The sequence below is a fragment of the Microbulbifer mixtoriginis (SeqCode) genome, from assembly GCF_052466865.1.
Window position 1 is genome coordinate 1,363,014 of the sequence record NZ_CP174293.1, and the last position, 24,683, is coordinate 1,387,696.

19 protein-coding genes are annotated in these 24,683 nt (G+C 45.6%); 11 read left to right on the top strand and 8 right to left on the bottom strand.

Annotated elements, in window-relative coordinates; all coding sequences use genetic code 11:
* Nucleotides 1-106 precede the first annotated feature (106 nt).
* The 3 genes from ACJJJA_RS06090 (at nucleotide 107) to ACJJJA_RS06100 (ending at nucleotide 3,300) form a co-directional block, all read left to right on the top strand.
* A complete protein-coding gene (locus tag ACJJJA_RS06090; protein ID WP_444888206.1) occupies nucleotides 107-1,570 on the top strand; it encodes an NAD-dependent succinate-semialdehyde dehydrogenase in 1,464 nt (487 codons plus the stop codon).
* A 53-nt stretch (nucleotides 1,571-1,623) separates the two neighbouring features.
* Entirely contained in the window at nucleotides 1,624-2,313 is a 690-nt protein-coding gene (tsaA, locus tag ACJJJA_RS06095) for a tRNA (N6-threonylcarbamoyladenosine(37)-N6)-methyltransferase TrmO (RefSeq protein ID WP_444904021.1), read from the top strand.
* Between the two features lie 165 nt (nucleotides 2,314-2,478).
* On the top strand, nucleotides 2,479-3,300 hold the full coding sequence (locus ACJJJA_RS06100) for an MBL fold metallo-hydrolase (protein ID WP_444904022.1): 822 nt from the start codon (nucleotides 2,479-2,481) through the stop codon (nucleotides 3,298-3,300).
* A 115-nt stretch (nucleotides 3,301-3,415) separates the two neighbouring features.
* Here ACJJJA_RS06100 and ACJJJA_RS06105 read toward each other — a convergent pair whose 3' ends face one another.
* Complete coding sequence (locus ACJJJA_RS06105) at nucleotides 3,416-4,210, bottom strand: class I SAM-dependent methyltransferase (protein ID WP_444904023.1); 795 nt, start codon at nucleotides 4,208-4,210, stop codon at nucleotides 3,416-3,418.
* A gap of 92 nt (nucleotides 4,211-4,302) precedes the next feature.
* Here ACJJJA_RS06105 and ACJJJA_RS06110 point away from each other — a divergent pair, with 92 nt between their 5' ends.
* A complete protein-coding gene (locus tag ACJJJA_RS06110; RefSeq protein ID WP_444885861.1) occupies nucleotides 4,303-4,785 on the top strand; it encodes a GFA family protein in 483 nt (160 codons plus the stop codon).
* A 57-nt stretch (nucleotides 4,786-4,842) separates the two neighbouring features.
* On the opposite strand, the gene ACJJJA_RS06115 is transcribed toward ACJJJA_RS06110, so the two are convergent.
* Complete coding sequence (locus ACJJJA_RS06115) at nucleotides 4,843-6,471, bottom strand: di-heme oxidoredictase family protein (protein ID WP_444904024.1); 1,629 nt, start codon at nucleotides 6,469-6,471, stop codon at nucleotides 4,843-4,845.
* A 1,091-nt stretch (nucleotides 6,472-7,562) separates the two neighbouring features.
* Between ACJJJA_RS06115 and ACJJJA_RS06120 the strand changes: the two genes are divergently transcribed.
* The 7 genes from ACJJJA_RS06120 (at nucleotide 7,563) to ACJJJA_RS06150 (ending at nucleotide 18,263) form a co-directional block, all read left to right on the top strand.
* A complete protein-coding gene (locus ACJJJA_RS06120) occupies nucleotides 7,563-8,720 on the top strand; it encodes an NAD-dependent epimerase/dehydratase family protein (protein ID WP_444904025.1) in 1,158 nt (385 codons plus the stop codon).
* Between the two features lie 94 nt (nucleotides 8,721-8,814).
* A complete protein-coding gene (locus tag ACJJJA_RS06125) occupies nucleotides 8,815-9,843 on the top strand; it encodes a glycosyltransferase family 4 protein (protein ID WP_444904026.1) in 1,029 nt (342 codons plus the stop codon).
* A gap of 976 nt (nucleotides 9,844-10,819) precedes the next feature.
* The gene (locus ACJJJA_RS06130) at nucleotides 10,820-12,853 is read left to right on the top strand and encodes a protein-disulfide reductase DsbD family protein (RefSeq protein ID WP_444904027.1); all 2,034 of its coding nucleotides are present in this window, start codon (nucleotides 10,820-10,822) and stop codon (nucleotides 12,851-12,853) included.
* Nucleotides 12,854-12,935: 82 nt separating this feature from the next.
* The gene (locus ACJJJA_RS06135; RefSeq protein ID WP_444904028.1) at nucleotides 12,936-13,439 is read left to right on the top strand and encodes a protein disulfide oxidoreductase; all 504 of its coding nucleotides are present in this window, start codon (nucleotides 12,936-12,938) and stop codon (nucleotides 13,437-13,439) included.
* A gap of 148 nt (nucleotides 13,440-13,587) precedes the next feature.
* The gene (locus tag ACJJJA_RS06140; RefSeq protein WP_252084832.1) at nucleotides 13,588-14,406 is read left to right on the top strand and encodes an MBL fold metallo-hydrolase; all 819 of its coding nucleotides are present in this window, start codon (nucleotides 13,588-13,590) and stop codon (nucleotides 14,404-14,406) included.
* A 119-nt stretch (nucleotides 14,407-14,525) separates the two neighbouring features.
* Nucleotides 14,526-15,236 (top strand): aspartate/glutamate racemase family protein, encoded by a 711-nt coding sequence (locus ACJJJA_RS06145; RefSeq protein WP_444904029.1) that lies wholly within the window; start codon nucleotides 14,526-14,528, stop codon nucleotides 15,234-15,236.
* A 504-nt stretch (nucleotides 15,237-15,740) separates the two neighbouring features.
* On the top strand, nucleotides 15,741-18,263 hold the full coding sequence (locus ACJJJA_RS06150; RefSeq protein ID WP_444885853.1) for a TonB-dependent receptor plug domain-containing protein: 2,523 nt from the start codon (nucleotides 15,741-15,743) through the stop codon (nucleotides 18,261-18,263).
* A gap of 68 nt (nucleotides 18,264-18,331) precedes the next feature.
* Here ACJJJA_RS06150 and ACJJJA_RS06155 read toward each other — a convergent pair whose 3' ends face one another.
* From ACJJJA_RS06155 to nuoJ, 6 genes are all read right to left on the bottom strand, one after another.
* On the bottom strand, nucleotides 18,332-18,790 hold the full coding sequence (locus ACJJJA_RS06155) for a hypothetical protein (protein WP_252084835.1): 459 nt from the start codon (nucleotides 18,788-18,790) through the stop codon (nucleotides 18,332-18,334).
* 82 nt (nucleotides 18,791-18,872) lie between these two features.
* Nucleotides 18,873-20,414 carry an NADH-quinone oxidoreductase subunit N gene (locus ACJJJA_RS06160; RefSeq protein WP_444904030.1) on the bottom strand — a complete coding sequence of 514 codons (1,542 nt, stop codon included), beginning with the start codon at nucleotides 20,412-20,414 and terminating at the stop codon, nucleotides 18,873-18,875.
* Nucleotides 20,411-22,003: an NADH-quinone oxidoreductase subunit M gene (gene nuoM, locus ACJJJA_RS06165; protein WP_444904031.1), complete on the bottom strand. Its 1,593-nt coding sequence runs from the start codon at nucleotides 22,001-22,003 to the stop codon at nucleotides 20,411-20,413. The genes ACJJJA_RS06160 and nuoM overlap by 4 nt, the downstream gene beginning before the upstream one ends.
* A complete protein-coding gene (nuoL, locus tag ACJJJA_RS06170; protein WP_444904032.1) occupies nucleotides 22,000-23,838 on the bottom strand; it encodes an NADH-quinone oxidoreductase subunit L in 1,839 nt (612 codons plus the stop codon). The genes nuoM and nuoL overlap by 4 nt, the downstream gene beginning before the upstream one ends.
* 1 nt (nucleotide 23,839) lies before the next feature.
* Complete coding sequence (gene nuoK / locus ACJJJA_RS06175; protein WP_435583630.1) at nucleotides 23,840-24,157, bottom strand: NADH-quinone oxidoreductase subunit NuoK; 318 nt, start codon at nucleotides 24,155-24,157, stop codon at nucleotides 23,840-23,842.
* Nucleotides 24,147-24,671, bottom strand: a complete 525-nt coding sequence (gene nuoJ / locus ACJJJA_RS06180; RefSeq protein ID WP_444904033.1) for an NADH-quinone oxidoreductase subunit J — start codon at nucleotides 24,669-24,671, stop codon at nucleotides 24,147-24,149. Before nuoJ ends, nuoK begins: the two co-directional genes overlap by 11 nt.
* Between the last annotated feature and the right edge of the window lie 12 nt (nucleotides 24,672-24,683).

Consider the following 24,683-nt stretch of genomic DNA (forward strand, 5'->3'; position numbering starts at 1 on the left):
AATCCCCCCCTTGTCTTGCACTGCGGGGGGCATTTTACGGGTTAATATCCTTAGCGGTAGATCGCGGATCCGACCGGGATCATGGACGACACCTAAGGAGATGGCGATGCTGGAGCTGAAAAAACCCGCGCTATTGCGCACCCAGTCCTATATCAACGGCCAATGGGTCGATGCCGATTCCGGCGCTACATTCGACGTTAAAGATCCGGCCACCGGCAAGGTAGTGGCCAGCATAGCTGACCTTGGTGCCGATGAGACCCGTCGCGCTATTGAGGCGGCCAGTGCTGCCTGGCCAGACTGGGCCGCTACTCCGGTTAAGGAGCGGGCCAAGTTACTGAGGCATTGGTACAACTTGGTGATCGATAACACCGAGGACTTAGCCAGAATTCTTACCGCCGAACAGGGGAAGCCCCTCTCTGAGTCACGCACAGAGATAGTCTACGGTGCCAACTATATCGAGTGGTTTGCCGAGGAGGCTAAGCGCATTTATGGCGATGTCATAGCGCCCCCCGCCAACGACCGCCGCATCGTGGTGATCAAGCAACCTGTTGGGGTCACTTGTTCAGTCACGCCATGGAATTTCCCCAATGCCATGATCGCCCGCAAGATGGCGCCGGCCCTGGCGGCCGGTTGTCCATTTATCGCCAAGCCGGCCCATGAGACGCCATTATCCGCTCTGGCGCTGGCGGTACTGGCGGAGGAAGCGGGTATTCCCCCGGGGATCTTCAATATTGTGGTTGGTCAAAATGCGCCTGCCATCGGCACTGAGATGACGAAGAATCCTCTAGTGCGCAAGTTTACCTTTACCGGTTCCACTGCTGTGGGCAAGAAACTGCAGGCGCAGTGTGCTGAAACCATGAAGAAAACCTCCATGGAGCTGGGCGGCAACGCGCCATTTATTGTTTTTGATGATGCGGACCTGGATGAGGCAGTGAAAGGTGCCATTGTCTGTAAGTACCGCAACGCCGGGCAAACTTGTGTCTGCGCCAATCGTATTTTCGTACAGGAAGGGGTTTACGAGGCTTTCGCGGAGAAATTTGCCCAGGCAGTTAACGCGCTAACAATGGGGAATGGCTTTGCAGAGGGAACCGATATTGGCCCTATGATTACCGTCAAAGCGGTCGAAAAGGTGGAGGGGTTGGTAGAAGATGCCCTACAAAAAGGTGCGAAAACTCTGGTTGCTGGCGGACCCGATGCTATGGGCGATCAGTTCTATGCACCCATAATACTGGGAAATGCCACTGAGCAAATGAATCTGTTTAAAGAGGAAATCTTTGGTCCGGTGGCACCACTGTTTAAATTCTCCACGGAAGAAGAGGTGATTCGCATGGCTAATGATACCGAGTTTGGCCTCGCCTCTTATTTCTATTCCCGTGATATTGGACGGGTTTGCCGAGTGTCAGAAGCGCTGGAGTACGGCATGGTGGGTGTGAATGAAGGGATTATCTCCAATGAAATGGCGCCCTTTGGAGGTGTAAAGGAATCTGGTCAGGGACGGGAAGGTTCTAAATACGGTATTGAGGACTACATGGAAATAAAATATTTGTGTATTGCTGGTGTCGATAAATAATTCCCGCAACTGGTTTAAAATATCGGGCTCATTATTGGTTGTCTGGATTTTCCATGGTTGTTGAGCCCATTGCCCGTGTGCACTCCTGTTTTGGTGAAAAATTTGGTGTTCCCCGTCAGCCACTGCTCGCCGATGCCAGTCGGGCCAGTATCGAACTACTAGCGCCACTGAATGTGGCAGATGCGGTAGCGGGGCTGGAGGAAAACAGTCATATCTGGGTTGTTTTTCAGTTTCACCAGGCTGCCGGGCAATGGTCCGCCAAGGTCCGCCCCCCGCGCCTGGGTGGTAATAAAAAGCTCGGTGTACTCGCCACTCGTTCCCCCTTTAGGCCCAATAATATTGGTCTTTCCGTGGTGCGTTTACTGGAAGTGCGCACCTCCCCCAAAGTGGAATTGATTGTCGGTGGAGCCGACCTGGTAGACGGCACACCCGTGTTGGATATCAAACCCTATGTGCCCTATGCCGATGCCCTACACCATGCTGAAAGCGTTTTTGCCGATGCCGCCCCGGCATTAATCACTGTAAATATCCCGGAAGCGATTCTTCACCAAGCCAAGGCCTATAAAGATGACTGGGGCACCGATCTGCCGAAGTTAATTGAGCAGGTTCTGGCACAAGATCCCCGGCCCGCTTACCAAAAAAACGATCCACAGCGAATTTATGGCATGGCGCTGTGTGGGTTCAATTTGTGTTGGCGCTATACGGAAAGAGGGATTGAGGTGATGTCTCTGGAAGCATTGTGAGAACAGTTTGCTACTGGGTTAGGGGATCTATGCCTCACTTGGGCCTTCTTGCTTGTCCCCTTCTAGAGATTAGTAGTGATATGTCACCTACATTCGAGGAAATTGCAATTTCTCCGCTTGTGCCACTTGCCTGAAAATACTCCAAAATCTGTAAGAGAGTTCCCCATGTCGGTAAGAGAAACGTTTAAATATCAGGGCCTGGAGGCAATCCGAGTTGGCCGCCTGAATATGGGGGTCAACACCACATTTGTCGTTTATAGGCTTAATGGCACAGTAATAGATACTGGCCCTAGTAACCAGTGGAAATATGTTAAGCCGTTTATTGAAAATACACCGCTAAAACAACTATTGCTGACTCACCACCACGAGGATCACAGCGGCAACGCCGGAGCTATCCAGAAGCTCACCGGCGTGCAGGCTTTTGCGCCGGACTTAACTATAGGGATATTAAAAAAGGGCTTTCGTATCCCCCCCATGCAAAAACTGTTCTGGGGAACCGCTGGAAAAGCCGAAGTAGCGCCACTGCCAGAAGATATCCGCATTGGTACTGAAGAAGTGCAGCCCCTATTTAGCCCTGGTCATGCCAAAGATATGACCTGCTACCTGTTGCCTGAGCGTGGCTGGTTGTTCAGTGCAGATTTATATATTGCCAATTACTTAAAGTTTCTTCGCATCGATGAGGATATTCCCATCCTGTTAAACAGTATCAAAAGTGTATTGGAGCACTCCTTCGAAGTCATTCTCTGTCCTCATCGAGGAGTTGTAGAAAATGGCTGGCAGCAGTTAAAGCAGAAGTATGAGTTTCTGTTGAATTTATCTGCAGAGGCGCAGCAGCTTGATCAGCAAGGGTTGCCATTAGAGCAAATCAGCGAGCGTTTGCTGGGAAAAGAGGGCTTGGTAAGTATTTTAACTGGCCACAACTTTTGTAAGAGAAACTTAATTGCTTCTTGCTTGAAGGTGGACCTAGATACAATGGCCAGTTCGTGATTTTATTTTGTTGATACTTTTTCAAAAGTTTGCAGAGAATGGTTAAGCTCTAAAAAGTTAGCAACTAAGGGTGATTTGAGTTTACTAGCTTTAAAATTAATACATGGATGCCGATTCATTTGACGGCTTCAATAATAAATCGCTTGATCCGTACTCCAGCATGTTTGCGCATTTCTGGATGTATTTTTTGGTAGTAGGCATCCATCACTTGTTGGGCAAATTCTTGTCTTTGCGAGTTCTGCAGATGTCGAAATTGAGGCACCCAAGATAAGAAAAACGCTGTGAGCGTGTCTCGGGTGCCAAAATTTTCCACATGATGGATTTCATCGATCCTGGGCAGGTAAAATCCAGCATCCTCGATATAATTACGCATTTCATTCAGGGAATAATGATTGTAAGGATCGAGAAAGTTCTCAAAATGTGCCTGCCACTGATTGTTGTTTTGGAATTCGTACACCGTATCCCAGAAATTCTCATGGTCAACCTGAAAGCCGACCACAATCTTGCCATCCTCTCGTAAGTGTTTGTAAAAGCCATTCCAGACCTTCTTCTGGTCTGCCACCCAGTGCAAGCAACTGAAAGAAAAAATAATGTCGAACTGCTTATCAAACTGAATTTCATCGGCGCTCATTTGCTCGAAGGAGAGATTGGGTACGCCGGAGTGGGCTTTGCGGGCGTGGCGAATCATATCCTCAGTGAGGTCTACACCGACGATCTTGCCACTCTTGAGGTGTTCGGCTAGATAGCGGGTGATTCTGCCATCGCCACAGCCCACATCGAGGATAGTACTGGCGCCTTGATAGTTGCAGCGCTGGATAGCTTCCATGGCGTGCCGCCACTGCATGGAGGAGGCCTTTACATATTCCTGGGCCTGCCACTTATCGTGTCTGACGGGCTTATCTATTGCCATGGCGGCATAACCCTTGATTGTGGGACCGCTAACCAGTCTAGCCTAGATACAGACATTGGAGGTGTAAGCAAGACAAGTGGGGAGATTTTATATTGAAACTAAAAGGTTCCTGTCACTGCCAGTCGGTGCGATTCAATCTTAAATGTGCACAACCATACCCATTTAACCGCTGTTACTGTTCGATTTGCCGCAAGACGGCTGGGGGAGGGGGCTATGCCGTTAATCTGGGAGGGGATTACCAGTCGCTGACGGTAAAGGGGAAGGAGTTTATCTCAGTGTATCAGGCAATATTGCGAGATAAGTCTGGCAGCAATAGTGCCAGCCCGGCGCAACGCCACTTTTGTTCCCGCTGTGGCAGTGCGCTTTGGTTGTGGGACCCCCGCTGGCCCGATCTGGTCCACCCATTTGCCTCTGCGATAGATAGTGAACTTCCCGTACCACCAGAACTTACCCATATGATGCTGGCCTTTGCCAAAACCTGGGTAGAACCGGATATTCGAGCCGCGGACAAGCATTTCGATGAGTACCCAGATGAGTCACTGGCAGAGTGGCATCAACGCCATAATTTGTACTGAGATGTGAAAGAGGCGAGCCGATAGGCCGCCCCGGTTGGATTGTGGGTTTTTAGAGGCTTACTCTGGAGCCAGGTAAAGTACCAGGTTATCCAGGAAATTCAGCAGGTCGGCTTTGTCACCATCGCTAAGGGCTACAAACTGCTCTTTACTGGATTGTGCATCCCCTCCGTGAAACAGAATAGCTTCCGTCATGGTGGTGGCGCGGCCATCGTGTAGATAGGGTGGTGTGGAGCCTACTCCCCACAAGTTTTCGGTAAGGAATACCGAGGCACCCACGTTGCCCTCATCGAACTCCTCAGCCATGGCTCGGCCCATATCGTGGCGCTTCAGGTCGCCATAGAGGCGTACAATTGCTCCGCCATTCTCGGACTCCTCGAACTGTCCCAATGTCTGGCCGGAAGGTAGCTCCTGAGGGTTGTCGAGAATATCTGTCAGCAGGTTAAATTGCAGGGAGGTAGTGGGTAACCCGGCAATGTTGCCCGCTGGGTAGGTCTCATCGCGATAGCTGGCGTGTTTCGACGGTTCATAAAATACTGGTGAGCTGACTTCCATCTCGGGAGAGTGGCAGGAGGCGCAGCTGATAGAGGAGAAAATTTCCTCGCCATTTTGAATGCTGGCAATATCTGCCTCACTGAGAGGTAGCCCGTAGGTTTCCCTTTCCTCTTCATTCAGGGTATCAATCACGCTGTTCAATTCGAGCTTGGTGACTGGCCGTGGTTGTGCAGCATTGTAGATTGCCAGTGCGGTGATATCCCCCACGCTCAGTTCGTTGCTGACAGAGTCGAAGTCGCTATCGGCATCACCGACCAGTTCGGTGGCCTGCATACCGAGCTCCTGGTGCGCAGCACCTCGCACAAAAGCACGTACGAAGCCGGTGAGTCCCTTCCACTCAAAGGGGCGCACAACAAGATCTGTATCAATGCCAGCGAGATTGTCGTAGTTGACGTTTTCACAGGAAACGGATATTTCACCAAAATTCACCCCTTTGGCTACCATTTCCACAGTGGCACTGTCACCGGAGGCACAACTGTCGTCGACAGCCTGATCCCTGAGGTGGTGTAATTCGGTGGTCATTTCCTCGGCCACCAACTGTACCGCGCCCATGCCGAACAGGTGCGGGGAGTTACGCTCAATAAAGCCTTTTTGTTTACGCTCTGGGTCCATACGGATCACGTTATCGTTCACACCACCGCCGCCATCGGCAACGGGAACATTGTGACAACTGATACAGGAATCACCGTTGGGGCCTGTAGCTCGATGGGGCAAAATATTGGCCCAGGCCCTTGGGCCTTTGAGATCAGGGCGCGGAAAACTGGTGAAGCGCTTACCGTTGCCGACATTGACACCTACCCCATCGAGCGCGTTGTAGTTCATTTCAAATAGCTCATCACCTTCTTCGAAAGCATGAACATAAGCCTCAATTGGCTCCATTGCTTCCAGTGTGGCCTGATCAATATGGCCACCGAGGTGTATTTCCACAGCGCCAGCTTCCAGAATCTGGACGGTGTTAAAGATTGAACTGAAATCGAAGGGTTGTTGCTTGGGTGGCCGCGGACCTTTTCTTGCGTTCTTAGGTACCCGATGCTTGTCATGTTTAGAACCAAAGTCCGCGAGGACTGGAGGTGCAATAAATGTTAGGGCCGATATTGCCAGGGAAATAGGCAATAAGTGTCTTCTGGAAATCATCAGCTATATCTCCCGGTACGAAATAGAATGCGGATGGAGCAGTATATTTATGAAAATGCACGGGTAGAAAGTGCGGCAATTTATCCAGGGGCTGATCAGTCAGTCTCAGGAAAAATTGCTAAATAGATTCTTGGTGAGGATATTTTTATTCCCACAAAGTGCATTTCAATAAAGCTTAAATGCATCCTTGCAAGCCGCTTACGGAAAACCGTTTGCGAAAGTAGGCTCAAAAAAATAGGGAGATTTGCTGATAGTTGGCTTTTTTAGAGAGCTAACTTTCTGCTAGAGCTAATGCCCTAAGTACGACCCCAGATATTTATTTTTTGCCCATAACCCTCTGCGCTGCTGCGCAGACCTTTTGTATTTGTCTTACGTGTCTTAGTTGTCATCTCGGCGTGTGAAGTTCCCATTAATTTAGATAAATTAAAAAGTTGTTTTTCGATGACAGTGCGCCTCTTGGTAATGGTGGTTAGTACTTTAATCTGGCAGGCATAAATTTTTGGTGCAGCAAATAATAAAGCCCCGTGTTTATATGAGTGCAGGTTTTCTTCAAAGTGAGGAATAGGTTTAGTCGCTCTGTTGGCTCTGCCTTGCTTGGATGGGCTCAGGTTTTCCTGATCATGATTGGAATGTGGAAGGAATGTGCAAATGTCTATTGCACATGAAATGGTGGTGATCTATGCCGGTGAAGATAATCAAAAATGATTGTAAATCTTGTCTGATTGATTGGGACATGCTTAGTAATTTGAAGGTTGTTCAAAGTAACGCTGAATTCCTGAATGATCTACTCTGTTCCCACAAAAGCCAAATAAAGTGAAGATTGGCGCTATTTCCCTTTGATTGGCGCTTATTTTGTCTTTGACGCCATATATTTCACACTGCAAACAGTGAGATAGTTCTGGTAGAGAAGCTTGGCTTTATCCGTGAGCTAAGTTTGAGTGGAAATTACTGATAAAGATAACCAATAAGCGAAAGGATTTTGCTCTTGGATTGGATATGCCGCTAGTGAAGATAATCTAGTTCGTTATCAATAGTTGATTCAGTGTATTCAAATAGAAGTCATTTTTCTATCACTAATAAATGGGGTTAGGGTGAGAAAAGTACTGGTTCTTGGTGGGGATGGATTCTGCGGGTGGCCAACCGCCCTTCATCTTTCTGATGCAGGCTATGAAGTTATAATTGTCGATGATTTTTCAAGGAGAAAAACCGATATAGAGCTGGAAGTAGAGTCGCTCACGCCTATTCAGCCATTGGGAGAGAGGCTGAGGGTTTGGCGAGAGGTGTCGGGCAAGAATATTCGGCATGTTGTAATCACTATCGGTAAAGAATATCACAGGCTGCTAGAGCTATTGGTTACCGAGAAGCCGCACACAATTGTACACTTTGCCGAACAGCGATCAGCGCCTTATTCGATGAAGTCATCAAGCCATAGACGTTTGACGGTTAATAATAATTTGAGTGCGACCAACGATATTCTTGCCGCGATTGTAGAGAGTAAGCTGGATATTCATCTTGTACACCTGGGAACTATGGGTGTTTATGGTTACGGCACTGCCGGCATGAAAATCCCAGAAGGATACCTTAAGGTGCAAGTGGAAGAGGAAGGTAGATTTATCAGTTCGGAAATTTTATATCCTCCAAATCCTGGTTCTATCTATCATATGACTAAGGCTCAGGATCAGTTATTGTTTGCTTTTTATAATAAAAATGATGGGCTGCGCATTACTGACTTACATCAGGGTATTGTTTGGGGCACACAAACAAATCAAACCCGTAGGGATGAGTATCTTATCAATCGATTTGATTATGATGGAGATTATGGCACTGTATTGAATCGATTTTTAATGCAGGCTGCGATTAATTATCCCCTTACAGTTCATGGTACCGGTGGGCAGAAACGTGCTTTTATCCATATTCAGGATAGTTGCCATTGTATACAGTTAGCGATAGAAAATCCTCCGGAAAAAGATGATCGGGTCAAAATATTGAACCAGATGACTGAAATACATCGAATCAGGGATCTGGCGAAGTTGATTGCTGATAAAACAGACGTGGCTATTGCCTATGTGGATAACCCAAGAAAAGAGTCTCCAGAAAATGATTTACTGGCTGTTAATGACCAGTTGCTGGAGATGGGGCTACAGCCGATCACGCTGAGTGATAAGCTTTTATCAGAAGTGGAGCAGGTGGCAAAGAAATATTCCAGTCGCTGTGATCAGAGCAAAATACCCTGCTTGTCAAAATGGTAAGTGTCGGAATCGTTTCAAGCTTTATTTAGTGGTTTCGTATTTTTGTTGGTGCTGCTTTGAAACGATTCTTTTCTTTAGATAAAGGTTTTATGGTATGAAAATATTGATTGCTACGGACACCTATCCGAAGCAGCTTAATGGCGTATCGCGGGTTCTAGAGAAAACCATAAAAGAATTGTCTGTTCGAGGGCATGAAATCAAGCTTTTATCTGTTGATGATTTTAGGTATTTTCCCTGGCCTGGATATCATGAAATTAGAATTGCAGTATTCCCTGGTTCCCGTCTTGCTCGTATTGTTGATGGCTTTTCCCCAGATGCTATTCATATTATGACAGAGGGGCCAATTGGTATTTCCATGCGGAGATATTGTAAAAAGCGAGGTTTAAGGTATACAACTTCATGGCTTTCAAGACTGTCTGAATATGTTTCCCTAAGATACAAAATACCTGTAAGTTGGTTGCATAGACTACTTGTGGATTTTCACCAGTCTGCAGCTCAAACGATGGTGACAACTACAAGTATGGAGACAGAAGCAAGAAATTTAGGTATTAGTAGGATTGTTCGCTGGCGTCGAGGAGTGGAGTTGGATAAATTTCACCCCGTTGAAACTGAAATTTTTTCAGGGCTGCCCAGGCCAATTATGTTAAATGTTGGTCGTATTGCTGTGGAGAAGTCACTAGATAGGTTTTTGTCTATTAATACTCCTGGAACCAAAGTGGTGGTAGGAGATGGTCCTCAATTAAATGCATTAAAAAAAGAATTTCCAGAGGTAATTTATTTGGGGGTAAAAGAGGGAGAGGCATTAACCGAGTGTTATGCTGGAGCGGATGTTTTTGTATTTCCATCTTTGACAGATACTTTCGGTTTGGTGAATCTTGAGGCGTTAGCTTGTGGCCTGCCAATTGCGGCCTATCCGGTCACCGGACCAAGAGATATCATTGGCGATGCACCGGTTGGTGCTATGGATGAAGATCTTGGGGTGGCTATTCAAAAAGCTCTTACATTCAAATCAGAGGATTGTATCGCACGAGCGAGAACTTTCTGCTGGGATTTGGCTACTGAGGACTTTTTGGAGAATTTGGTTCCTGTTAATGTTGAGCATCCTTTATTGGCTGAATATTGAAAAGATAAATTATATAAATATTGATAGTGTGGATAAAAAGAATTAAGTTCAGCTTGTATTTTATAAGTATATGTAATGACCCATTTTAGATCAAAGGTGAGAGTATGTGTTGGGGAGATCTTTTGATCTCCGCACAAGGGTATTATATATTCAATGATATCATTAAAACTTCCATAGAAAGTTGAGGTTGAATTTTACAGATTTTCACGCCCAAAGACTCAATTCCAGAGTGCCATTGTTATTTTATAAATACTTTCTCCACTCTTTATGAGTCCAGAAATAAAAGAAATCTTAAACATTGCGTTGAAAGATAAGTGCTCACTAGAATTATTGCTTCTGATTATTTTTCTTTACATCCTGTCAGATGGAATTACCTATCTCTTTGAGACACTATTCGCCATAAAAGTGCAGATACATTAAATCAGAAAACATATTCTGGCGGATTTTTCTGATAAATTTCAGATGGTTGCCTTTTTCTTAGGCGTCACTCCCTTTTCCATAAGATTGATACTGAATAAGCGAGAGACCAATATGGAAAGCAATGGGCGCTGGAAAGGGCATAAGGAACGCCGTCATAATATTCAACGACTGACAAGTGGTTGATCTGTAAGCGGTCTGCCAGAGTCTCGATATCTATTTCCAATCAATTATTTTCCTACTATGTGCTGATGAGTATCTAAATACCAGGCTAATCGGCGGCTATTTTTTGTGCCAAGATGAGCTGTGAGTAAGTTTTAGGTCTCTGACCAGCCTGGAGTCTAAGGAGCGATGGTTATAGATTATTGAAAAACTTAAAGGGCTGACGAAGATCTCAAACGAGAACCTGCGTCTAATTACCAAAGTTAGTAAGGGGATATTGACGGGGTAATCTGCGTCCAATTTATTGATCTTAAGTGGTTATCTCTCAGTATAGTGTTCATAGATAACCAGTATTGCATTTTTAAATTTCCCAGGCATAAGGCCCAAGGAAAAGAGTGTGTTTAAAATCAAGTTTGTCTTGGTAATCATCATTAACGGATTGGCTTTTTTTTATGGTTCTTTCCTTTATGCAGAGGAAGAGACTTCCGGCGATCATGTGCGTATACGTTGGTTGGCCCCTTCTAGCTTTGAAGAAGTACGCACCGAAAAAATTGGTATCTACTTCGAGGTGGACCCTGAGTGGCACGTGTATTGGCGAAATCCGGGAGATTCCGGAGCCGCGCCCCGTTTTAATATACAGGCTTCGGGGGCAAGCATAGGAAATATTGAATGGCCTTTTCCAACTCGTTTGAAGGTGGAACACCTTACAAACCTGGGTTATGAGAGCAGTGTTGCCTATCTTTTTGACCTGAAACCTAAGTCAGGAGCTGAGCAAGTCGCTTTGAAAGCGGATCTTGAATGGCTTGTGTGTAAGATCGAGTGCATTCCAGGACGTGGCACCATAACCTTAACCCGCCCTGTTGGGAAGCAGCCCAAGTGGACAGGAGATGACCTGATAATAAGGGATTACTTTGCAGAGAGAGTGCCTACCTCGAATGAAAGCAGCCCTTGGATGATAAAATCGCTGGTTCCTCAAGGAAAAGACCGCATACGCCTATTGATTGAAGCACGTGAGAAAGGTCAGGTACCACAGGTTTTTCCACTGGATGGAAAAGTCATCTCTCCCGCCAAGCCAAGGGTCCGACGAGATGGTTGGTCACTCATCTATCTCTTCCAGCGCCAGCCTGAGGCGACTACTCCCGCGGTAACTAGTTTTGTCATCAGTGATGGAAAACAGGCCTGGAAGTTTGATGATGTCTCTTTCGGTAGCCCTCTACCTAGTGAGAAGTGGCGTCCAATTTGGCTGATCATCCTCACGGCATTTATTGGCGGGGTCATATTGAATCTGATGCCCTGTGTTTTCCCTGTTCTTTCAATCAAACTGCTTGGCTTAATAGGGGAGGGCTATAGCGGTGGTTCTCGCCCGTTGGAAGGGCTCATTTATGCTGCTGGCGTGGTTAGCACCTTTACGATCCTAGGCTTGTTACTTTTACTACTTCGAGCAGGAGGGGCATCTATAGGGTGGGGTTTTCAACTTCAGTCCCCTGAAGTGGTGTTGAGCCTGATTGTATTATTTTGGGTGATGGCCATGTCTTTTCATGGAGTCTTTGAATTTGGCCAACACTTGGTGAAGGTTGCAGGCCTGAGTAAAGGGGGAACCTTTGGTACAGGTGCCCTTGCAGTGTTTGTTGCTGCACCCTGTACTGGACCATTTATGGGCGTAGCGTTGGGTTCTGCAACAATATTACCTCCACTAGAGGCCATGCTTATCTTTATCTCTATGGGGATTGGTTTAGCAGCTCCATTCTTAATTCTCTGTGTTAGCCCATCACTCCTAAGAAGGCTTCCATCTCCGGGACCATGGATGGAAAAACTTCGCCAATTTCTGGCTTTTCCGCTCTACGCTACAGTGATTTGGCTCCTTTGGATTCTGGGTCGAATGGAAGGAGAGATGGGTTGGCTAATGGGTACCTCTATGGTACTGATAGCAACGATTATCCTCTGGATGATACATAACTCCACAGGTTTAGTTAGGGGAATTTCCTGGGGGCTCTTATTTATCAGTTTGCCGTTAGCTTTTAAGGTTATGGAGCGAGCAGATCAGAAAATGATACAAACTTTAGTTTCATGGCAAAAGTATGATCCTGAACTGCTTAAACAGGCGCAACAGGAAAAGCGTTCAGTGTTTGTCGACTACACAGCTGCTTGGTGTGTTACCTGTCAGGTAAATAAAAAGCGAGTGCTTGATAAAGAGGAAACATTAAAACTCTTTCAGGATAATAATGTTTTGTTACTGCGTGCCGATTGGACTCGAGAAGACCCAGAAATTACTGAATCTTTGGCCGCATTAGGGCGCAACTCAATCCCTGTTTATGCTTGGTATCCTGCTGGAGCAAAGAGACCCAAGCTTCTACCTCAGGTATTGCAGGAATTTATGATTGTTGACTTGTTCGAAGATAGTAATAACAACGAAGAGGATGAGGAGCGATAGAGTTGAGCCACTCTTAGTTGTACAGGGTGAGATGGATATCCAAAATTGGCTAGAAAAATTTAAAATATAGGAAAAGTTTACGGTGCAAATTCAACGGTACCGGGCGGCGGTAAAAATAGTAGCCTTTTCTATGCTAGCTATACTGGTAATGGCTGCGGTTGGCTATTATCAGCAACGAGACCTTCCCAAAGACACAGCTCCACCACTAGAAGGTAAAACCATAAATGGAAACTTGTTAAACCTTAAAGAGATGACAACTCATGGACCAGTCCTTATTTACTTTTGGGGCTCCTGGTGTCCTTATTGCCGTATAGTATCTCCCAAAATATCTGAGCTGGCGCGGGAATATCAGGTTTTGGGAATTGCCATGCAATCTGGTGATGAGGATAAGGTAGAGAAATATATGCTCCGGCACAATCTGAAGTTTCCTACAATCAATGACCCCGTGGGCAGAATAAGTTCCCGTTGGGGAGTCAAAGTAACGCCAACGATGATTATTGTGGGGAGTGACGGAAAGATTGCCTGGACGACCAGTGGTGCTACCACCAAGCTTGGCTTGAAATTGCGTATGGAACTCACGGAATAGCCTTTTTAGCAGATTAATGACTCAATAGGTCGATGCTGTCACCAATTTTATCCCTACTTTATCAGATATCTAGACCTTCACACTGAGGTATAACTATCTTAAATCTCTAGTCTTCTCAATTTTTCGGTCTCAGGCATGGGAGGCTTGTGTGTCGGTCATTGATTCATTTGACTACAAAGATCTTGATGCGCAGAGAGTTGGCAGATTTGATTTTGGGATCAATACCACATTTATTGTTTATCGCTTAAAAGATACCATTATTGATACAGGGCCTAGCAATCAATGGAAGTATGTCAAGTGGTTTGTGAAAAACAAACCGTTTCGTCAGCTGCTTCTTACTCACCATCATGAGGATCATAGCGGCAATGCAGGAGCTATCTATAAGTTGACAGGAGTTCAACCTCGTGCGCCCAAAGCCACTATAGAAATTCTTAAACGGGGTTTTCGTATACCGCCAATTCAAAGGCTAATTTGGGGAGCTGCCGGGCTGGCTGAAGCAGCCGAATTGCCAAAAGATCTGCGTATAGCCGGTGAGAAAACAATACCTATCGCCGCACCAGGCCATGCTAAGGATATGACCTGTTACCTGATGGAAGACCGGGGCTGGATTTTTACTGCTGACCTCTATGTGGCCAGTCATCTAAAAATGTTGCGTAAGGATGAGAGTATTCCGGTTTTGATGAAAAGCATGCGCAAAGTACTTCAATATGAATTTGATCTTATCTTATGTCCCCATCGGGGTTTGGTAGAGAATGGTAAGAAAAGGCTTCAAGAAAAGTATGATTACTTGCTTAACCTGTCGAGTTCTGCTCAGGAGCTGGGGCGCCAGGGAGTATCACTTAAAGAAATTACTCGTCGTCTTTTGGGGAGGGAGAATATGATGGCTCTTCTTTCAGGTTATAACTTCAGTAAAAGAAACTTGATTGCTTCTTGTATGTCCATGGATCCATCAAAGTACACCGAGTAGCTACCAGCTATATTTTACATTTCTATTTCTTTTATCTGATTGTTTTCCTATTGGTTGTTTCTACTGCTGGGTTACTTTAAATTTGTTGCTTAATTTTATGGATGTTAGGTGAGCAAGTAGTGAAACGTGAAGTTAGAAAAGTTGGCCTAATTGGTGGTATGAGCTGGGAGAGTACACAGCTTTATTACAGGTTAATTAACCAAGGGGTCAATCGATGTCTTGGAGGATTACACTCAGCAGAGATTATTTTATACAGTGTCGACTTTTATAAAGTGGAGAAGCTACAGCGATCCGGTAACTGGGTTGAGGCAGGCTACCTTTTAGCACAAGCCGCCAAAGCGTTGGAAGCTGCTGGGGCAGATTGCATTCTAATTTGTACCAATACCATGCATAAAGTAGCGGATCAGGTGACGGCTTCCGTAGGTATTCCTCTCTTACATATTGCCGATGCTGTAGCTGAAGTTTTACTTAGAGATAAAGTCAATAAGGTTGGGTTACTGGGTACTGCTTTCACCATGGAGCAGGATTTTTATCGTAAATACATTCAGGAAAAGTACGGAATAAACCTGATAGTTCCCACAGCCCCAGATAGGGAAATTGTCCATCGGGTAATTTATGAGGAGCTTTGTAAGGGCAAAGTTGAAGTTGCATCAAAGCAGCAATATCTGCGTATTATCCACTCGTTGTCGGCTCAAGGGGCGGATGGTGTGATTCTTGGCTGCACCGAGATTGGTATGCTGGTTTCACAAGAGGATGTGACTATCCCACTGTTGGATACTACTCAAATTCATGCGAATAAAGCTGTGGAATTTTCCTTGAACGCTTCCTAGTCAGTTTTTGGTGCCTATAGGAATATATTGGGGGCCAATACCTTTATGTGGATGTTGGTCCCTACTTATTTTACCTTTTTAGGATGAGCTATTTCACTCTGGAGTAAAAATCAGTTACTATTTCGTATATCCTTTGTTTGTATGACAGTTGCCTACCTAGTGCTCTGAAAATTACTTCCTATTAATCTCCTTTAGTTCGTTTTGCTGTGAATTCTCACAGTGACATGAATGTCATTATCACCTCAATAGACATGATTTAAATTGTAAATACCTGTTATTTAGGTATTTTAATTTTCCATTTTTGCTGGCATTTTTTACCTGTGTCACGCTTCTTGCAGTGATGAAGAATGATGATGTCCATCATTGGAGGGGCGGGCTATATCAGTACGCTATTCGGCACGTACTGTTCCAATCAGGATAGATTGCTTCGTACCCGGTACCACACTGCCGAAAAATGATCGATTAGCATTGGAAGATAAAACCAATAATTGACAGGGTAATTACATGAAAGAAAATAAGAAGCGTTGGCTAGCGGCCTGTGGCGCGCCATCGCTATTGGCAATGGCGGTTGCCGCTGTGTCCAGCCCCGCAGTTGCCGAGGATGCACTTCTGGAGGAAGTCATCACTATCGGTACCCGTGTTGAGGGGCGTTCGGCTACGGATTCCTCCGCACCTATCGACATCGTTACTGGTGACGAATTTGTTAACCAAGGTGATGGTGACCTCAACAACCTGCTGCGCAATGTTGTGCCTTCCTACAATGTCAATGCCAAGCCGATCTCTGATGCCGCATCAATTGTACGCCCGGCCAACCTGCGTGGACTGCCGCCCGATAGCACCCTGGTTCTAGTAAACGGTAAGCGCCGCCACCGTGCTTCTGTGATTGCTTTCCTTGGTAGTGGCGTATCGGATGGTGCCCAAGGACCTGATATCTCTGCTATTCCAGCGATTGCACTGAAGCAAGTAGAAGTACTCCGTGACGGTGCGGCCGCTCAGTACGGCTCTGATGCCATTGCCGGGGTGATTAACTTCCAGCTTAAAGATGCTGCTGAGGGTGGCACCGTTGAGGTGAAGCATGCTACCACTGCCGAGGGTGATGGCGACCAGAGTATGGTTGCTGCCAACTTTGGCCTGCCGTTGACCGATTCTGGTTTTGTAAACTTCAGTATGGAGTATCGCGAGCAGGACTCCACAAGCCGCAGTACCCAGCGGGACGATGCTGCGCAGCTGATCGCCGATGGCAATACTCATGTTGCTAATCCAGCGCAAATTTGGGGTCAGCCCGAAGTTGATGATGACACTAAGTTCTTTATTAACAGTGCCATTGAGCTGAACGATACTGTTGAGCTATATGCCTTTGGTAACTACGCCAGCCGTTCAACCGATGGGGGATTCTATTTCCGTAATCCAGAAAATCGAGATGGGGTTTTTACCTATAAGGATGAGATTGACACAAATGGTGATGGGGTCCCTGACAAGGAGGTTGTTTTACCTCTGATAGGTGATTTAGATCCCAGCAATGGTATTGATAATTGTCAGAATGTCAGTGTCTCTGAAGCCCATGATCTCGATGAATGTTTCTCCTTTACCGAGATGTTCCCTGGCGGGTTTACTCCGCGCTTTGGTGGTGATCTAGAAGATTACTCCATGGTCTTCGGGTTGCGTGGTGAATTGGCCAATGGTATTGGTTACGATGTCAGTGCCAGTAGGGGCCAGAACAAAGTAGATTTCCATATCTACAATACCATTAATGCCACAATGGGCCCAAATACCCCAACCAGCTTTAGCCCTGGTGGTTATGCGCAAACTGAGACTAACTTTAATATTGACCTGACCAAGGCTACTGAAATTTCCGGTAAGGCATTGTATATGGCCGGGGGCTTTGAGTGGCGTGAGGAAGAGTTCGAAGTCAATATGGGGGATGAAGCCTCATGGACTCAAGGTCCATTGACAGAACAAGAATTCCTTATTGGTTCTAATGGTTTTTCTGGGTTCGGACCTGAAGTTATTGGTACTTTCGACCGCGATAATATTGCGCTCTATACCGACTTTGAACTGGAAGCGACTGATAATCTTCGCTTGGGCACAGCCCTACGCTGGGAAGATTTCTCAGACTTCGGTAGTACTTTCAACTATAAGGTTTCCGGACATTGGGCAATTAATGATGTAATCGCCTTGCGCTCTACATACAGTACCGGCTTTCGTGCACCTACACCAGCTCAGTCAAATATAAGTAATGTGACTACGGCTTTTGCAGATGGTCAGCTAGAGAATAAAGGTACTATCCCACCGACAAACCCTGTTGCGGTATTAAAGGGTGGAAAGCAACTACAACCTGAAGAGTCGAAAAACTTTACTATTGGCGCCATTATTGCTGCCGGTGACTGGGATATTACCCTCGATTATTTCCAAATTTCCGTAAGTGATCGTATCACTCAGTCTGCTGATCAGGAACTAAGTGAAGCGGAAAAAGCGCAACTGGTGGCCGATGGTATTAGCGGAGCTGATTCACTAACATCGATTCGCTTTTATACCAACGACTTCGACACCAAGACCCGTGGAATTGATGTGGTGGCAACCTATCCGCTCGGAGATGCCACTGACTTAAGTTTCGCAGCAAACTGGACTGATACAGAAGTCACCAAGTATCGGGAAGAAACCATCAGTGATATGCGCCTTGGGCAGTTGGAAGATGGTCTACCCAACATTCGTGGTAATGCAACCATTTCTCATGCGGGTGAAGGATGGCGTGGTCTAGTTCGTTTGAACTACTATGGCAGCTACTGGGAAGCGCACCTGGATGATTACAGCTTACCCATTGATGCCGGTGATGAGTGGACTGTGGATATAGAGGGTGCCTATGACTTTAGCGATTCGCTGTCGCTGATCGCAGGGGCTGAAAATCTGTTTAATAACTACCCAGATAAGAACCCCTGGTCAGGTGTTGCAGGCGCTGAATACCCCGAGACAGCACCAATGGGCTTTAATGGTGCGCTCTACTATGTACGTGCACAGTATGAGTTTTAAGCCCTCAGTGAATAGCTTTACTTAAAAGCTATCGTTACTGTAAAAAAGCCCGCTTTATGCGGGCTTTTTTACATGTCCCAGAGAGAGTTAGTTGCCATAGATAAGGTGATACGTTCTTTGTCTTGTATCTGCTTCAAGTCCTCAAAGACTTCTTTCACTTCCATGGACTCAATAGCGCCGTACACGGCTTCATAAAGACTGGAAAAATATCGGTCTACTTCCCTTCCAATATTATTGACCTCTTTGATAGTGGGCGGGTCACTAAGTGGTAGTTGACGAATAAAATCATGGGCGGATTCTTCATGGGTGTACTGCAACCAGGTCTGCATGACCTTTTGCTGGGCGATTTCTCCATAGTTTGAGAGGTTTCTCGCCATACGTTGTTCATGCTCTAACATATGCCTTAATAACAGCTGAGTTCGATAATCCTCAGATTTTTCAAGTAAATTCTCGTAAAGGTCTGCCATATCCAGGTGAAACTTTTCTGCATCCTGAATGATTTCAAATGCCTGCTTGAAAGTCTTCATAGGTCTGCCCTTTGATACCCAGGAAATTGTTATTGGGCGGAAAACAGGTCGTATCTTCTTGCGGCCATACCCTAATTAATCTTTATAGTGCATTTATCCAGTTGATCAAGATCTGAGGAAAAATACCGAATACTAACAGAGCCCCCGTCAGTGCCAGTAGTAACAACTGGCCAGATGCAGCAATTTGTACTGTGCCGTTAGAGGTTGTATCCAGGGAGCTATCACGTTGTACTAGGGTAAGAAGTAGTCTTAGATAATAGAAAAGTCCCAGAGCACTACCGATAACCACACCCGCTAGAAGCCCCCACATTTCACCCTCAACCCCTGCTGTAAACACATAGAACTTGCCAATAAATCCAATAGTTAGCGGTATGCCGGCAAGGGAGAGGAGCATGGCAGCGAAACAGCTGGCCAACCAGGGGGAGCGCCAGAGCAACCCCTGATAAAATGCACGCTGATAGGGGTTCTGGCTATCTGAAGTGGGATTTTCAGGGTACTCTCCACTAAGCACTTTTTCTTCAACCGAATCGGCGACCAAGCCCACTATCGCAAAAGCACCTAGGGTAGTAATTATGTAAGCTATCAAGTAATAAATAACGGCTTCTGTGCCAAAGGTGCTTTTTCCTATGATAAAAGCCACAATCAAATAACCGATATGTGCAATTGAAGAGTAGGCTAAAAGGCGTTTGATATTCGACTGCATTAATGCGAGAAGATTCCCTACAATCATACTGGCTATGGCTGCAATAGAAAGCATATCGATTAAAGTTTTGCTGCTGTATAGGTCCAGAGTATTAAAGAAACGTAATAGGAAGCCAATAACCGCCCCTTTGGCTACGGTTGCAATCAAGGCTGTTGTTGGCGTGGGGGCCCCTTGGTAAACATCTGGTGTCCAAATATGAAAGGGCACAAGTGATAATTTAAAAGCCACAGAGATAAGAAATAAAGTAACTCCGGTAGCAAATAGCGTGGAGTTCTGGGATAACTCGGTAATTCGAGAAGCTATGCCGGTAAAGTCTAGCGCGCCAGAAGCGCTATAAATAAGCGCAATACCGAACAGGCCTAATGCAGTGGATAGTGCTGATAGAATTAAATATTTAATGGCTGATTCAAGGGACTGAAGCTGCTCTCTTTTTGGGGATAGATCGCCAGTTAAGGAAAAACCTAGCATAGGATAAAGAGAGAGGCTAATTAACTCAAGTCCCAGGAAAAATGTAGCAAAATGGCTGGAGAAAATCAGAGTGCAGGCACCAAGCATTGCCAGAAGCAATAAAATATAATATTCCTCTGGATAACTACCAGCTACTCCTTTTGGGTCACAGCGTAGGCGTAGGTAGTTGAACCCCATAATACTGACGGCAAAGGCGGTTACCAATAATATAAGTGTGAAAAATAATGCAGTGTAGTCGATCAGGATAAGCTCAGTTACCTGAAGCGAGCTTGTCGCACCAGTTAGTTCATCGGCAACCCAAAAGCAAGAAGCCATGGCAAGCAGTAGAGTGATTAGGGTGGTTACCAATGCACCCAGGTGCCCACGCCAAAAAGATACCTGTAACAATAGAATAACTATACCTGCACTAAGTATCAGTAGTGGCAGTATTCCAAAAAGTTCCTGTGCACTCATGGGGTGTTATCCTCAACTGAGGTCGGTTTAAGCTTGGGTGAGAGAGTCTGAGATGATAATTGTTCATTTAAGATTTTCTGATCATTTAAAACAGTATCAATTCTTGTTGCGGACCGTTGAACAGTTGAATCGGCAATATCAAAAACTGGTTGTGGGCGTAAACCGATAAAGACTAATAGGACGGCGAGAGTGAGAAGGGCGCTAGATTCCCGTATGCTGAGATCTGTAGCCTCGTGCTCCTGAATCGGCTTTTCCAGTCGCTTGTTCAGTTTCCCAAAGAATACCTTTTGCATCATAAGTAAGGCATAGAGCGCTGCACCAATGAGTCCAACTGCTGCCAGGGCTGTAAGCCAGTGATTACTTCGGAAACTACCTACGAGTACGGTGAACTCAGCAACAAAATTGCCTAAACCAGGTAGGCCCAGAGATGCTACTGCGAAGAAAAGCGCAACGGCGGATAACTTTGGCAATCTGGCCCAAAGACCGCCCAACTGGTGCATATCTCTGGTGTGAAAGCGGTGCTGAATAGCACCCACCAGGGCAAATAAAGCTGCAGTGCTCAAGCCGTGAGCGATCATTTGCATAACAGCTCCTTGAATAGCAATAGTATCAAGGGCATACAAGCCAAGTAACACAAACCCCATATGGCTAACACTGGAATAAGCTACCAACCTCTTCATGTCTCTTTGAGCAAAGGCGAGCATTGCTCCGTAAATAATACTGAGTGCTCCAATAGTCATTGCTACCGGTGCAAATGCTATTGAGCTTTCAGGAAATAGCGGTAGGTTGAAGCGCAACAAGCCATAAGCGCCCGTTTTAAGGAGAATGGCGGCCAGCAGGATACTCCCTGCTGTAGGTGCCTGAGTATGCGCGTCTGGTAACCAAGTATGGAAAGGTAAAGCTGGTAATTTGACTATGAAAGCAACAAAGAACCCTAGCATTATCCAGTAGGCAATTCCGGGTGATACACGGGCATCTAGCAGGGCATTGTAATTAAAAGTGAGCTGCCCGGTGTTGGTGTAGTGAATGTAAACAAGAGCAACTATCGCAATTAGCATTAGAAGGCTGCTTGCTTGAGTAAAAATAAAGAACTTGATTGCGGCGTAAATACGTTGCTCATAACCCCATACTGCGATTAAGAACAGCATGGGTATCAGCATGACTTCCCAGAAAAAGAAGAAAAGGAAAAGATCAATAGCGGTAAAGACACCAACAACACCGGCTAAAGTCCATAGATAATTGAAATAGAAGAAACCTCTGCGAAAATTAATATCATTCCAGGTCATTACTATCCCAAAAATTCCCATTGCCAGTGTCAGTACCAGCATGAGAAAACTTAAGCCATCAATGGCTAAATGGAAGTCAATTCCAAATCTGGGAATCCAGGGTATTTGTAAACTCTCCCACCAAGGCTCCGATGTGCCAACTTCTGTTGAATGAATAAATGTTGAGTAGTTTGTGAGTAATAAGGCGGCAAGTAATAAGCTGATCATACTGATCCAGCGCCCACCAGTTTTAAAATAGCGCTCAGCTAGCCAGGCTAGCACGCCGCCGGCGAACAATATAATAATGATCGTTAAAAGGGTCATAACGCCACCAGAAGTGCGAGGAATAGAATGGAACCAACGGCGAAGGTAGTTAGGTACCAACGCACTTGTCCATTTTGCGAGGTACTTAGAAGAGCATGCATTTGTCGGCTAATTGTTGCGGTGCCTTTGTAAATGCTATCAATAATATCATTGTGGTTTATTTGAGTAAGAAACTTGAAAGGTCGCACCAGTAGATGATCGTATAACCAATCGAATCCCCAGCCGGAGAACCAGAACTGCAATAGACTTGAACGTTGTTCTCCTGTTCTTTGTTCATGACGGAATAACTTCCAGGCAATGGCAAGGCCTATTAATGGCATTGCAATAGCAGTGCCTTCGATCCAGGGGGAGTGGGCTTCGTCTGGGCGAACACCAAATACGGATTGCAGCGGCGGGGCCAATAAGCCACCAAATAATGCCAACACTGCGAGAATACAGAGAGGTATGCTCATTACAGGGATATTGGCATCTTTACAGTGAGTGGAAGCTTGGCCTTCTCTTCCCAAAAATACGAGAAATAATACACGGAAACTATAAATTCCGGTTACAAGTGCTCCGAGTATGCCGGCGAGCCACAAGATGTTAATGCTATGGTGATATTCCCAGGCGCTCAATAATATATGGTCTTTACTATAGAATCCTGAGGTGAAGGGAAGTGCAGCAAGGCATGCACATCCAATGGTAAAACAAATAAAAGTAAGTGGTATTTTTCGATAGAGTCCACCCATTGAAAAAACATTTTGTTCATGATGCAGGCTTAAAATTACTGATCCTGCAGATAGGAATAGCAGGGCCTTAAAAAATGCATGAGTCATTAAGTGAAAAATAGCGCCAGACCAAGCACCAACGCCTAAAGCAAGAAACATGTAACCGATCTGACTAATTGTGGAGTAGGCGAGTACTCTTTTTATGTCACTTTGAGCTATTGCACTGAAGCCAGCCAGAAGTAGTGTGAGAGCGCCAACGGCTGCCACAGCGGTCATTGCCACTTCCGATAACATATAAAGAGGATGCATACGGGCAATTAAATATACACCTGCGGTAACCATAGTGGCAGCATGTATCAGGGCACTCACTGGTGTTGGACCAGCCATGGCATCAGGTAGCCAGGTTTGCAGTGGTAATTGTGCCGACTTACCCACGGCACCACCCAGTAAGAGAAGGCACGCTAAAGTGACTATGTCATTGTTTACATCTGGACCGTTTATGGTCGAGACAAGCTCAGGAATGTTTAGTGTTGAGAATTCATAGAAAAGCAGAAACAGGCCGATAGCCATTGCCGTATCACCAATACGGGTGACGATAAAAGCTTTTTGGGCAGCTGCTCCATTGGCTGGATCCTTATACCAAAAACCAATCAGAAGATAGCTGCAGAGTCCAACACCCTCCCAGCCAAGATAAAGTAAGACCAGATTATCAGCCAAAACCAGAATCAACATGGCACAGACAAACAGGTTTAGGTAAGCGAAGTAACGGCGAAAATCCAGGTCCTCCCGCATATAGCCCACTGAATAGAGGTGGATAAGAAACCCAACACCAGTGATAATCAATAACATCACCATGGTTAACCAGTCCACGTGGAAATTGAAACCTAGTTTCAGGTTGTCCACTAACATCCACGACCATAGAGGAATATTGACTGATTCAGAGGGATTCCCCCAAAATAAAACAATGGCGACAATTATTGTAAATAGAGCAGCCAAGCCAACACTGCCAACGCCGATATAGGCAATCACTTTTTGCGAAGGCTCATCCCGATGAAATAGTGGGATAGCTACCAATATGAGGAAGCCAATCAGTGGTAAAAGTGGCACCCAAGCCAATAGGCCCTGCATGTTAGCCTCTCAATTCATTTAATTGATCAATATCAACAGTATGTTTGCGATGATAAAATTGCAGAACTAAAGCAAGCGCAATTGCTACTTCAGCTGCCGCAAGAGTGACGACAAATAAGAACATTACCTGGCCATCAGCATTTCCCCAATGTGCACCAGCGACTACGAACATCAATGCTGCAGCATTTGTGCAAATCTCCACACACATCAGCATGAAAATGACATTTCTTCGCATCATTAATCCTGCCAGTCCCAAGCAAAAGAGGATGGCTGCAAGTAAAACACCTGCCTCAAGACCTGGTGCGGTTTCAATTGGCATTATTAGATCCCTCTGAATCAATATTTCTACGACGAGCTAAGTGAAATGCACCAACTAATCCAGCCAGCAATAACATTGAAGCCAACTCTACAGCGAGAACATAGTGGCTAAATAGCGCGATACCTACTTGTTTGGGGCCTATGTAGTGATAGGTTTGACTTGAAGAGATTTGTCCATTACTCACCAATATAATAAGTTGAGCTAATAATAAGGCAGACAATAAAGCCGGGCCGGTCCAGGTTCTGGGCTGAAGCCACGCCTGTTCCTGAGCTACAGTGGAATCTCCCTGGTTGAGCATCATAATGACAAAAATAATCAATACCATAATTGCCCCGGCATAAATAATCACTTCTAGAGCAGCAGCGAGAGGGGCTCCAAATTGATAAAAGATTACAGCCACTGCGAGTAGCGATGTCACAAGATAAAGAAGGGCATGTACAGCATTTTTATGAAAAATAACCATGGTTGTGGACGCTACGGCTATGGCAGCTGTCAAATAGAAGATAAGATTCATGCCTTTCGGCTC

Excerpts from the sequence above, each read along its gene's own strand:
- ACJJJA_RS06090 (WP_444888206.1), top strand. The coding sequence starts at position 107 with ATGCTGGAGCTGAAAAAACCCGCGCTATTGCGCACCCAGTCCTATATC.
- tsaA (WP_444904021.1), top strand. The coding sequence starts at position 1,624 with ATGGTTGTTGAGCCCATTGCCCGTGTGCACTCCTGTTTTGGTGAAAAA.
- ACJJJA_RS06100 (WP_444904022.1), top strand. The coding sequence starts at position 2,479 with ATGTCGGTAAGAGAAACGTTTAAATATCAGGGCCTGGAGGCAATCCGA.
- ACJJJA_RS06105 (WP_444904023.1), bottom strand. The coding sequence starts at position 4,210 with ATGGCAATAGATAAGCCCGTCAGACACGATAAGTGGCAGGCCCAGGAA.
- ACJJJA_RS06115 (WP_444904024.1), bottom strand. The coding sequence starts at position 6,471 with ATGATTTCCAGAAGACACTTATTGCCTATTTCCCTGGCAATATCGGCC.
- ACJJJA_RS06125 (WP_444904026.1), top strand. The coding sequence starts at position 8,815 with ATGAAAATATTGATTGCTACGGACACCTATCCGAAGCAGCTTAATGGC.
- ACJJJA_RS06150 (WP_444885853.1), top strand. The coding sequence starts at position 15,741 with ATGAAAGAAAATAAGAAGCGTTGGCTAGCGGCCTGTGGCGCGCCATCG.
- ACJJJA_RS06155 (WP_252084835.1), bottom strand. The coding sequence starts at position 18,790 with ATGAAGACTTTCAAGCAGGCATTTGAAATCATTCAGGATGCAGAAAAG.
- ACJJJA_RS06160 (WP_444904030.1), bottom strand. The coding sequence starts at position 20,414 with ATGAGTGCACAGGAACTTTTTGGAATACTGCCACTACTGATACTTAGT.
- nuoM (WP_444904031.1), bottom strand. The coding sequence starts at position 22,003 with ATGACCCTTTTAACGATCATTATTATATTGTTCGCCGGCGGCGTGCTA.
- nuoL (WP_444904032.1), bottom strand. The coding sequence starts at position 23,838 with ATGCAGGGCCTATTGGCTTGGGTGCCACTTTTACCACTGATTGGCTTC.
- nuoK (WP_435583630.1), bottom strand. The coding sequence starts at position 24,157 with ATGCCAATTGAAACCGCACCAGGTCTTGAGGCAGGTGTTTTACTTGCA.
- nuoJ (WP_444904033.1), bottom strand. The coding sequence starts at position 24,671 with ATGAATCTTATCTTCTATTTGACAGCTGCCATAGCCGTAGCGTCCACA.